6 protein-coding genes and 2 tRNA genes are annotated in these 12,008 nt (G+C 46.5%); 6 read left to right on the top strand and 2 right to left on the bottom strand.

Translation table 11 applies throughout. The features are described 5' to 3' along the window. The 3 genes from E0D98_RS27540 to E0D98_RS16700 form a co-directional block, all read left to right on the top strand. On the top strand, positions 1 to 181 hold a 181-nt coding region (locus E0D98_RS27540), incomplete at its 5' end, for a hypothetical protein (protein WP_096955494.1). Positions 182 to 315: 134 nt separating this feature from the next. Further along, complete coding sequence (zinT, locus tag E0D98_RS16705; protein ID WP_001007759.1) at positions 316 to 966, top strand: metal-binding protein ZinT; 651 nt, start codon at positions 316 to 318, stop codon at positions 964 to 966. Between the two features lie 342 nt (positions 967 to 1,308). Then, on the top strand, positions 1,309 to 1,839 hold the full coding sequence (locus E0D98_RS16700) for a cytochrome b (protein WP_001079074.1): 531 nt from the start codon (positions 1,309 to 1,311) through the stop codon (positions 1,837 to 1,839). Positions 1,840 to 2,408: 569 nt separating this feature from the next. Here E0D98_RS16700 and E0D98_RS16695 read toward each other — a convergent pair. Continuing rightward, a tRNA-Ser gene (locus tag E0D98_RS16695) sits at positions 2,409 to 2,498 on the bottom strand. A 93-nt stretch (positions 2,499 to 2,591) separates the two neighbouring features. Here E0D98_RS16695 and mtfA point away from each other — a divergent pair. The 3 genes from mtfA (at position 2,592) to yeeJ (ending at position 10,955) form a co-directional block, all read left to right on the top strand. After that, on the top strand, positions 2,592 to 3,389 hold the full coding sequence (gene mtfA / locus E0D98_RS16690; RefSeq protein ID WP_001471704.1) for a DgsA anti-repressor MtfA: 798 nt from the start codon (positions 2,592 to 2,594) through the stop codon (positions 3,387 to 3,389). A 100-nt stretch (positions 3,390 to 3,489) separates the two neighbouring features. Further along, positions 3,490 to 3,565, top strand: a tRNA-Asn gene (locus tag E0D98_RS16685). Between the two features lie 313 nt (positions 3,566 to 3,878). Next, positions 3,879 to 10,955, top strand: coding sequence for an inverse autotransporter adhesin YeeJ (yeeJ, locus tag E0D98_RS16680; RefSeq protein ID WP_032160416.1), 7,077 nt, complete (start codon positions 3,879 to 3,881; stop codon positions 10,953 to 10,955). Positions 10,956 to 11,216: 261 nt separating this feature from the next. Here yeeJ and E0D98_RS16675 read toward each other — a convergent pair. Beyond that, on the bottom strand, positions 11,217 to 12,008 hold a 792-nt coding region (locus tag E0D98_RS16675), incomplete at its 5' end, for a glycosyltransferase family 9 protein (RefSeq protein ID WP_131890767.1).

Raw genomic sequence — 12,008 nt, 5'->3', positions numbered from 1 at the left:
ATCCGGTAGCGGCGTAAAAATCGCGGAAGGGATGAAAAAAACAGCGCCTGACGGCGCTGTGTCTGGCATGCCTGCAATCCGGGAAACCGGACCAGGAAAAAACTTGCAGGCCATAACAGTATCTACGCAGATCACATCAGATTATGTTTCGTTTGTCATCAACCTCAAATTATCAATATAATTCATTTTATTTCAATAAGATAGATAAGTACACCTGAGAAAACTATGCTCTCATCTCCTAAGAGTTGTTGCATTTTGCCATATGTTACAATATAACATTACACATCATATACAATGACTCTGGAGGAAACTGTTTTGGCGATTCGTCTTCACAAACTGGCTGTTGCTTTAGGTGTCTTTATTGTTAGCGCTCCTGCCTTTTCGCATGGTCATCACTCACACGGCAAACCCTTAACAGAGGTCGAACAAAAAGCTGCTAATGGTGTTTTTGATGATGCCAATGTACAAAACCGAACGCTCAGTGACTGGGATGGAGTCTGGCAATCCGTTTATCCTTTACTGCAAAGTGGCAAACTTGACCCCGTCTTTCAGAAGAAAGCGGATGCAGATAAAACTAAAACATTTGCTGAAATTAAAGATTATTATCACAAAGGTTATGCAACAGATATCGAGATGATTGGCATTGAGGACGGCATTGTTGAATTCCATAGAAATAATGAAACAACATCCTGTAAATATGATTACGATGGATACAAAATACTCACCTATAAATCAGGCAAGAAAGGCGTTCGTTACTTATTCGAATGTAAAGATCCTGAAAGCAAAGCCCCTAAATATATACAATTTAGCGATCATATAATTGCACCACGAAAATCATCTCATTTTCACATTTTTATGGGTAATGATTCACAGCAATCTTTATTAAATGAAATGGAAAACTGGCCAACGTATTATCCATATCAGTTGAGTAGCGAAGAAGTGGTCGAGGAAATGATGTCTCATTGAGTATTCTCATGATAACGCCTCGATGCCGCTTTAGTAAGTCATCATAACTGCCACTGGTCCATCCACAAACGCCACTGAACGCAAGCTAGCTACAGACACGCTCATCACTATGACGTGTCTGTATATTAATAAGCTAACCCGCATTGAGTTAACCAATAACGGATTCCATACACAATACGGCCAACAGAGAAAGATACCTGTGCTCACGCCATTGCTTATATTGGCTGGTTACAATGTGCACTATCAATTTTTTAAATAACAAATTCTTAAAACCACATCTGTATAAGGAATTTTTAAGGTTCGTGGGATAGCTTGACTGTAAAAATTACAGGAGCTACAAAAATGAACCGATTCTCAAAAACTCAAATTTATTTACATTGGATAACGCTGCTTTTCGTTGCAATAACCTATGCCGCGATGGAACTCCGTGGCTGGTTTCCTAAAGGTAGTAGTACTTATCTGCTGATGCGAGAAACACATTACAATGCGGGTATATTCGTTTGGGTGTTAATGTTTTCACGCCTGATTATAAAACACCGTTATAGTGATCCTTCTATTGTGCCACCGCCACCTGCCTGGCAAATGAAAGCGGCTTCGCTAATGCACATCATGCTTTATATAACCTTCCTTGCACTTCCTCTGCTGGGGATTGCTTTGATGGCTTACAGTGGAAAATCGTGGAGTTTCCTTGGTTTCAATGTGTCTCCCTTTGTTACCCCAAACAGCGAAATTAAAGCACTGATAAAAAATATTCACGAAACCTGGGCAAATATAGGTTACTTTTTAATCGCAGCTCACGCTGGCGCAGCACTCTTTCATCACTACATTCAGAAAGATAATACTCTGTTACGAATGATGCCTCGCCGCAAATAAGTCGATCCCCTGACAAGGAAATGTGAACCATGGACATCAACGCGTCATAAATGTTTACGCAAGTGCACAATGCACCCTTTCCACTATCAACAAGGAGGAGCAGAAACTGTGTAAATCGTACAATGGTAAGACTTATCAAAAATACAGGTTAATTTTGGTATTTAAACCTTTTTTACTTGTTAGTATGATACAAAGGCTTTCAAAAAAGCTGGGAAATTCAACAACTCTTGGAAATTATGGACTTTGTCCCGCGGCTTTAATCTGACGGCCGCGTTCCTTTTTTGACTCAATTATTGAACCCTTCTCTACGCAACTTCAGTTCCCACCACCAACTTTGCGGCAGTTTCATAGGATGAATGTCTAAAAGAATAATGGTGAGCGATAAGAAAACGACTGAATAACTGCACATTTTCGCTCGAAAGCTTCCTGTCAGATCCATAGCGAATCAAGTGCTGAATGTCACAGTATCGAACAGAAAACAGTGACGATCTAACCCTTCAAGAATATTCTACGATTGTTCTGTTTAGGAAAAGCAAGGCGGGAAGTCGGGAGATAAGTCATTGATAAAGTGGCGGAGAGAGGGGGATTTGAACCCCCGGTAGAGTTGCCCCTACTCCGGTTTTCGAGACCGGTCCGTTCAGCCGCTCCGGCATCTCTCCGTTCAGATGGTTGCCATGATGCCAGGAAATTTGGCATTTTAACAGTCCCTGTCCGTGCAATTTTGTTCAAGTGACGAGTTTGCGAGCAAAACGATGATTAAGTGGCCCTGGAAAGTACAAGAATCAGCATATCAAACTGCCCTTCCCTGGCAGGAAGCACTATCGATCCCCCTTTTAACGGGTCTGACGGAACAGGAACAAAGCAAATTAGTCACTCTTGCCGAACGTTTTTTACAGCAAAAGCGGCTTGTTCCTTTACAGGGCTTTGAACTGGATTCATTAAGAAGCTGCCGGATAGCACTTCTATTTTGCCTACCCGTTCTGGAGTTAGGACTGGAATGGCTGGATGGTTTTCATGAAGTCTTAATTTATCCTGCGCCATTTGTGGTCGATGATGAATGGGAAGACGATATCGGTCTGGTGCATAACCAACGTATTGTTCAGTCAGGTCAGAGCTGGCAGCAAGGGCCTATCGTTTTGAACTGGTTGGATATACAAGATTCTTTTGATGCATCTGGTTTTAACCTGATTATTCATGAAGTCGCTCATAAGCTGGACACCCGTAACGGCGATCGCGCCAGCGGAGTTCCCTTTATTCCGTTGCGTGAGGTTGCTGGCTGGGAACACGATCTTCATGCTGCAATGAACAACATTCAGGAAGAAATCGAATTGGTTGGCGAGAATGCGGCGAGCATTGATGCTTATGCTGCCAGTGATCCTGCTGAATGTTTTGCCGTACTTTCTGAATATTTCTTTAGCGCCCCAGAACTTTTTGCTCCTCGTTTCCCTTCATTGTGGCAACGTTTCTGCCAATTTTATCAACAAGATCCTTTGCAGAGACTGCATCGCACTAATGATACAGACTCGTTTTCGGCGACGAATGTTCATTAATTAACAACTTTGCAGATTAATTAACCAATTGAAATGACTTATGAAATTTAGTGTTGACAGACAAGGTACCGCTAAGTAATATGCGCCCCGTTCACACGATTCCTCTGTAGTTCAGTCGGTAGAACGGCGGACTGTTAATCCGTATGTCACTGGTTCGAGTCCAGTCAGAGGAGCCAAATTCTAAAAATTCGCTTTTTTAGCGCAATGTTACTGACCTTAGTTGAACATTGTTTTTTAACGGATAGCGGGTTTTTAACATCTTAAGCGCCCTCGACCTTTATGGTTGAGGGCGTTTTGCTATGAACGCCATCACCATTTTCCCCTCGATTATAAAACTTGAGTTATTCAGTAGTCTCCCCTCTTGCAACTCACACCCAAAACTGCCTAACGAAAAGTTATTAATTTTCAATCATATTGCTATCAGGATTTACATTTTTTCGCTGTGCTAGAAAGGGCGCATTTATGTTAGCTCGTTCAGGGAAGGTAAGCATGGCTACGAAGAAGAGAAGTGGAGAAAAAATAAATGACCGACAAATCTTATGCGGGATGGGAATTAAACTACGCCGCTTAACTGCGGGTATCTGTCTGATAACTCAACTTGCGTTCCCTATGGCTGCGGCAGCACAAGGTGTGGTAAACGCCGCAACCCAACAACCAGTTCCTGCACAAATTGCCATTGCAAATGCCAATACGGTGCCCTACACCCTTGGAGCGCTGGAATCGGCCCAAAGCGTTGCCGAACGTTTCGGTATTTCGGTGGCTGAGTTACGCAAACTCAACCAGTTTCGTACGTTTGCTCGAGGTTTTGATAATGTCCGCCAGGGTGATGAACTGGATGTCCCGGCACAAGTTAGTGAAAAAAAATTAACCCCGCCGCCGGGTAATAGCAGTGACAACCTCGAGCAACAGATAGCCAGTACTTCACAGCAAATCGGGTCTCTGCTCGCCGAAGATATGAACAGCGAGCAAGCGGCAAATATGGCGCGTGGATGGGCCTCTTCTCAGGCTTCAGGCGCAATGACAGACTGGTTAAGCCGCTTCGGTACCGCAAGAATCACGCTGGGCGTGGATGAAGATTTTAGCCTGAAGAACTCCCAGTTCGATTTTCTCCATCCGTGGTATGAAACGCCTGATAATCTCTTTTTCAGTCAGCATACTCTCCATCGTACTGACGAGCGTACGCAGATTAACAACGGCTTAGGTTGGCGTCATTTCACTCCCACATGGATGTCGGGCATCAACTTCTTTTTCGACCACGATCTTAGCCGTTACCACTCCCGCGCCGGCATTGGCGCGGAGTACTGGCGCGACTATCTAAAATTAAGCAGTAACGGCTATTTGCGACTGACCAACTGGCGCAGCGCACCTGAACTGGACAACGATTATGAAGCCCGCCCGGCCAATGGCTGGGATGTACGCGCAGAAGGCTGGCTACCCGCCTGGCCGTACCTTGGCGGTAAACTGGTCTATGAACAGTATTATGGCGATGAAGTGGCCCTGTTCGATAAAGACGATCGGCAAAGTAATCCTCATGCCATAACCGCTGGACTTAACTATACCCCCTTCCCGCTGATGACCTTCAGCGCGGAGCAACGCCAGGGTAAACAGGGCGAAAATGACACCCGTTTTGCCGTCGATTTTACCTGGCAACCTGGCAGCGCAATGCAGAAACAGCTTGACCCGAATGAAGTCGCTGCACGGCGTAGCCTTGCAGGCAGCCGTTATGATCTGGTGGATCGCAACAACAATATCGTTCTGGAATATCGCAAAAAAGAACTGGTTCGCCTGCCCCTGACAGACCCCGTGACAGGGAAGTCAGGAGAAGTGAAATCACTGGTTTCGTCGCTACAAACCAAATATGCCCTGAAAGGCTATAACGTCGAAGCCACCGCACTGGAAGCTGCCGGTGGCAAAGTGGTCACAACGGGTAAAGATATTCTGGTTACCCTGCCGGCTTACCGGTTCACCAGTACGCCAGAAACCGATAACACCTGGCCGATTGAAGTCACCGCCGAAGATGTCAAAGGCAATTTGTCGAATCGTGAACAGAGCATGGTGGTCGTTCAGGCACCTACGCTAAGCCAGAAAGATTCCTCGGTATCGTTAAGTACCCAAACATTGAACGCGGATTCCCATTCAACCGCCACACTGACTTTTATTGCGCATGATGCAGCAGGTAATCCTGTTGTCGGGCTGGTGCTCTCGACGCGTCACGAAGGTGTTCAGGACATCACCCTTTCTGACTGGAAAGATAATGGTGACGGAAGCTATACCCAAGTCCTGACCACAGGAGCGATGTCTGGCACGCTGACGCTGATGCCACAGCTGAATGGTGTGGATGCGGCTAAAGCCCCCGCCGTGGTTAATATCATTTCTGTTTCGTCATCCCGAACTCACTCGTCAATTAAGATTGATAAGGACAGTTATCTCTCCGGCAATCCTATCGAGGTGACGGTAGAACTGAGAGATGAAAATGACAAACCTGTTAAGGAGCAAAAACAGCAACTGAATACCGCAGTCAGCATCGACAACGTGAAACCTGGTGTCACTACAGACTGGAAAGAAACCGCTGATGGCGTCTATAAGGCAACCTATACCGCCTATACCAGAGGCAGTGGGCTTACTGCGAAGCTGTTAATGCAAAACTGGAATGAAGATTTGCATACCGCTGGATTTATCATCGACGCCAACCCGCAGTCAGCAAAAATTGCGACATTATCTGCCAGCAATAATGGTGTGCTCGCCAATGAGAATGCAGCAAACACCGTCTCGGTCAATGTCGCTGATGAAGGAAGCAACCCAATCAATGATCATACCGTCACGTTTGCGGTATTAAGCGGGTCGGCAACTTGCTTTAACAATCAAAACACCGCAAAAACGGATGTTAATGGTCTGGCGACTTTTGATCTGAAAAGTAGTAAGCAGGAAGACAACACGGTTGAAGTCACCCTTGAAAATGGCGTGAAACAAACGTTAAATGTCAGTTTTGTCGGCGACTCGAGTACCGCGCAGGTTGATCTGCAGAAGTCGAAAAATGAAGTGGTCGCTGACGGCAATGATAGCGCCACAATGACCGCGACAGTCCGGGATGCAAAAGGCAACCTGCTCAATGACGTCAAGGTCACTTTCAATGTTAATTCAGCAGCAGCGAAACTGAGCCAAACCGAAGTGAATAGCCACGACGGGATCGCCACAGCTACGCTGACCAGTTTGAAAAATGGTGATTATAGGGTTACGGCCTCTGTGAGCTCTGGTTCTCAGGCTAATCAACAGGTGATTTTTATCGGTGATCAAAGTACTGCTGCCCTGACCCTCAGTGTGCCTTCAGGTGATATCACCGTCACCAACACAGCTCCGCAATATATGACTGCAACCTTGCAGGATAAAAATGGCAACCCACTAAAAGATAAAGAAATCACCTTCTCTGTGCCAAACGACGTCGCAAGTAAGTTCTCGATTAGCAACGGAGGAAAAGGCATGACGGATAGTAACGGGGTTGCAATCGCCTCCCTGACCGGCACGTTAGCGGGCACGCATATGATCACGGCTCGTCTGGCTAACAGCAATGTCAGCGATACACAGCCAATGACGTTTGTGGCGGATAAAGACAGAGCGGTTGTCGTTCTGCAAACATCGAAAGCGGAAATCATTGGGAATGGCGTGGATGAGACAACTCTGACAGCAACAGTGAAAGATCCGTCGAATCATCCGGTGGCGGGGATAACGGTCAACTTCACCATGCCACAGGACGTTGCGGCAAACTTTACCCTCGAAAATAACGGCATTGCCATCACCCAAGCCAATGGGGAAGCGCATGTCACGCTGAAAGGTAAAAAAGCGGGTACGCATACGGTTACCGCAACGCTGGGTAATAACAATACCAGTGATTCGCAGCCGGTAACGTTTGTGGCGGACAAAACCTCGGCTCAGGTTGTCCTGCAGATGTCAAAAGATGAGATCACAGGTAATGGCGTCGATAACGCAACGCTAACTGCAACGGTTAAAGATCAGTTCGACAATGAGGTGAATAATCTTCCGGTAACATTCAGCTCAGCCTCTTCAGGACTCACCCTGACCCCGGGAGTAAGTAATACCAATGAGTCTGGCATCGCGCAGGCCACTCTCGCAGGCGTTGCCTTTGGTGAGCAGACGGTCACTGCATCACTGGCTAATAATGGTGCCAGCGACAACAAAACTGTGCATTTTATTGGCGACACAGCAGCGGCAAAAATTATCGAGTTGACGCCTGTCCCAGACAGCATAATCGCCGGTACCCCGCAGAACAGCTCCGGCAGCGTCATCACCGCCACAGTCGTTGATAATAATGGCTTTCCGGTGAAAGGTGTGACTGTGAACTTCACCAGCAGAACAAACTCTGCCGAAATGACGAATGGCGGCCAAGCCGTAACGAACGAACAGGGTAAGGCTACCGTCACTTATACCAATACCCGCTCCTCGATAGAATCAGGAGCGAGACCGGATACCGTTGAGGCCAGTCTGGAAAATGGTAGCTCCACGCTTAGCACATCAATTAATGTCAACGCTGATGCGTCTACGGCACATCTCACCTTGCTACAGGCACTTTTTGATACAGTCTCCGCAGGCGACACTACCAATCTGTATATTGAGGTGAAGGATAATTACGGCAACGGTGTACCCCAGCAGGAGGTAACCCTCAGAGTATCACCAAGTGAAGGCGTGACCCCCAGTAATAACGCTATATATACTACCAACCACGACGGCAATTTTTACGCAAGCTTTACCGCTACAAAAGCCGGGGTTTATCAAGTGACGGCAACCCTCGAAAATGGCGATTCGATGCAACAAACAGTGACCTATGTGCCGAACGTCGCGAATGCCGAAATCACGCTGGCAGCCTCGAAGGATCCGGTGATTGCCGACAATAACGATCTCACGACACTAACAGCAACAGTCGCTGATACAGAGGGCAATGCGATAGCCAACACTGAAGTAACATTTACTCTGCCGGAAGATGTGAAAGCGAACTTCACGCTGAGCGATGGCGGTAAAGCGATTACTGATGCTGAAGGCAAAGCGAAAGTCACGCTGAAAGGTACAAAAGCAGGCGCTCATACTGTTACAGCATCGATGACTGGCGGTAAGAGTGAGCAGTTGGTGGTGAACTTTATTGCGGATACGCTCAGTGCGCAGGTTAATCTTAACGTTACCGAGGACAACTTTATCGCCAATAACGTTGGGATGACCATACTTCAGGCAACAGTGACTGATGGAAACGGCAACCCGTTAGCCAATGAGGCGGTGACATTCACGCTACCGGCAGACGTGAGCGCAAGCTTCACTCTCGGACAAGGCGGTTCCGCCATTACTGATATCAACGGCAAAGCTGAAGTTACACTGAGCGGTACAAAATCCGGCACCTACCCCGTGACAGTTAGCGTGAACAATTATGGTGTCAGTGATACGAAACAGGTGACTTTGATTGCCGATGCTGGTACCGCAACACTAGCCTCCTTAACCTCTGTATACTCATTCGTCGTCAGCACGACCGAGGGCGCGACCATGACTGCAAGCGTCACTGACGCTAACGGCAACCCGGTAGAAGGCATAAAAGTTAATTTCCGCGGAACCTCCGTCACGCTAAGCAGCACCAGCGTTGAAACGGATGATCAGGGTTTCGCTGAAATTCTTGTGACAAGCACCGAAGTCGGACTGAAAACAGTTTCAGCCTCTCTGGCAGATAAACCTACTGAAGTCATATCGCGATTACTGAATGCAAAAGCAGATATTAATTCTGCAACGATTACCAGTCTGGAGATACCTGAAGGTCAGCTAATGGTCGCACAAGACGTAGCAGTTAAAGCTCACGTCAACGACCAGTTTGGCAACCCGATTCTTAATGAATCTGTAACATTCAGTGCAGAGCCACCAGAGCACATGACCATCAGCCAAAATATTGTCTCTACTGATACGCATGGTATAGCCGAGGTCTCCATGACGCCCGAAAGAAACGGTTCGTATATGGTGAAAGCATCCCTGGCGAATGGAGCCTCACTTGAGAAACAACTGGAGGCTATTGATGAAAAACTGACACTCACGGCGTCCAGTCCGCTTATCGGTGTCTATGCCCCTACAGGCACTACTCTGACGGCAACGCTAACCTCTGCAAATGGCACTCCAGTGGAGGGTCAGGTCATCAACTTTAGCGTAACGCCAGAAGGGGCGACGTTAAGTGGCGGAAAAGTGAGAACTAACTCTTCAGGTCAGGCTCCGGTCGTTCTGACCAGCAATAAAGTCGGTACATATACGGTGACTGCATCGTTCCATAACGGCGTAACAATACAGACACAGACAACCGTGAAAGTCACTGGCAACTCAAGCGCCGCACATGTTGCTAGCTTTATCGCTGATCCATCGACTATCGCCGCCACCAACAGTGATTTAAGTACCTTAAAGGCAACGGTTGAGGATGGCAGTGGTAACCTGATCGAAGGTCTCACTGTGTACTTCGCCTTAAAAAGCGGCTCTGCCACATTAACGTCATTAACAGCGGTGACCGATCAAAACGGAATCGCGACAACAAGCGTGAAAGGAGCGATGACAGGTAGCGTCACGGTAAGCGCAGTCACGACCGCTGGTGGAATGCAAACAGTAGATATAACGCTGGTGGCAGGCCCGGCAGACGCCTCGCAGTCCGTCCTTAAGAACAATCGGTCCTCACTGAAAGGGGACTTTACCGATAGTGCTGAGCTACATCTTGTTTTGCACGATATATCAGGCAATCCGATCAAAGTTTCTGAAGGGATGGAATTTGTGCAATCAGGTACTAACGTGCCCTATATGAAAATTAGCGCAATTGATTACAGTCAAAATATCAACGGTGATTACAAAGCCACCATTACAGGCGGCGGAGAGGGTATCGCAACGCTGATCCCTGTATTGAATGGTGTTCATCAAGCTGGTCTGAGTACCACAATACAATTCACTCGCGCAGAAGACAAAATAATGAGCGGTACAGTATCAGTCAATGGTACTGACCTACCGACAACTACATTCCCTTCGCAGGGGTTCACCGGGGCGTATTATCAGTTGAATAATGACAACTTTGCCCCAGGAAAAACGGCGGCTGATTATGAGTTTTCAAGCTCTGCCTCCTGGGTCGATGTTGATGCTACCGGTAAAGTGACATTTAAAAATGTCGGCAGCAATTGGGAAAGGATTACGGCGACGCCAAAATCAGGAGGCCCTAGCTATGTATACGAAATCCGTGTGAAGAGTTGGTGGGTGAACTCCGGCGATGCTTTCATGATATACAGCCTTGCTGAAAATTTTTGCAGTAGCAATGGCTACACACTTCCCCGTGCAGACCATTTAAACCATAGTCGTTCCCGAGGCATCGGGTCACTGTACAGTGAATGGGGAGATATGGGGCATTACACGACTGAAGCTGGTTTTCAATCAAATATGTATTGGTCATCTAGTCCCGCAAACTCAAGCGAACAATACGTAGTTTCCCTGGCAACAGGTGATCAAAGCGTATTTGAAAAGCTTGGGTTTGCTTATGCGACATGTTATAAAAACCTGTGATTTTCCGTTATAATTTCTTAAAGAGTGCTCCATTCGGAGCACTCTTTTTTACATTCCCTCTATAGAGCTTGCCCTTCTCTCACAGAAAATGAATAAATAAAACTGCTGCACCGCAAGAATCGCGTTCGATGTGACTATGATCGTATCCGGTGAGTACAGCTTTGATCCAAAGGCTGGTTTTCTGTGATGATTGACCAGCCTCAGAGTATTGATGACACCACCGTTCATAACAGATCGGCATTACTATGCATAAGTACTGTCTCATATTCTCGCCAAAACACTTTTTAATGCCTTTGCGAATTCATCCAGACTTATATTGTCAATTTTTTGCCCAACGACGACTGACTCCGAAACATCGGCCATTGCGGGCCATCGCGTTTTGTAATCAGCATAAATTGCAACAACGGGAGTATTATAGGCACTTGCCATATGTAATATTGAGGTGTCAGGAGTTATTGCGATATAAGCATCTTTTATGATTGCTGCTGAACGTTTAATCGAGGGTGATAAGGATAAACGGTAGACATTATTATAACAATCCACTAATACCCTGGCTTTATCTTCCCCTTTTGGTCCATGAACGATCACTATTGGTATATCTGTTTCACTTTGAATTTTTGCTATTAGATTTTCTGCAATCGATAATGAAAATGTACGTTCCTGCGAACTACCTTCTAAATTAAGCGCAATGTAAGATCCTAACGATCGCATTTCCTCGCGCACCTCATCGAGTACATCCTCACTTAGTGGCAATTCATATATTGGCCTGACTGCTGGAAAACCCGCCTCACGCATCATAAATGCCCATGTCATGGGTACAGGAGCCCGGATATTCTGATCCATCCGGGACGCGTTCTTGCACAAAGGGGAGTAGCACTTCATGGTTAAACCAACAACCTGAAAATTCGTTTTTGCTTTCAACTGACTGATAAATATCATCGTTTTCAGGTTCTTTTTACGCATCGCCTCTATACAAAGATCCGGCGTACCGTATTTCTGTGTTATGTTCTTTGCTAAATCTTTTATTTCTTTTAATGTTGCGTGATCCTGCAT

This window comes from Escherichia sp. KCJ4928, assembly GCF_004352695.1.
In the GTDB taxonomy this organism is placed as follows: domain Bacteria; phylum Pseudomonadota; class Gammaproteobacteria; order Enterobacterales; family Enterobacteriaceae; genus ECMA0423.
The sequence above is the reverse complement of the archived record's forward strand: the minus strand, read 5'-3'. Positions and strand labels throughout refer to the sequence as shown.

Bases quoted from the DNA above. Each gene is read 5' to 3' on its own strand.
- E0D98_RS16700 (WP_001079074.1), top strand. From the start codon at position 1,309: ATGAACCGATTCTCAAAAACTCAAATTTATTTACATTGGATAACGCTG.
- mtfA (WP_001471704.1), top strand. From the start codon at position 2,592: ATGATTAAGTGGCCCTGGAAAGTACAAGAATCAGCATATCAAACTGCC.
- yeeJ (WP_032160416.1), top strand. From the start codon at position 3,879: ATGGCTACGAAGAAGAGAAGTGGAGAAAAAATAAATGACCGACAAATC.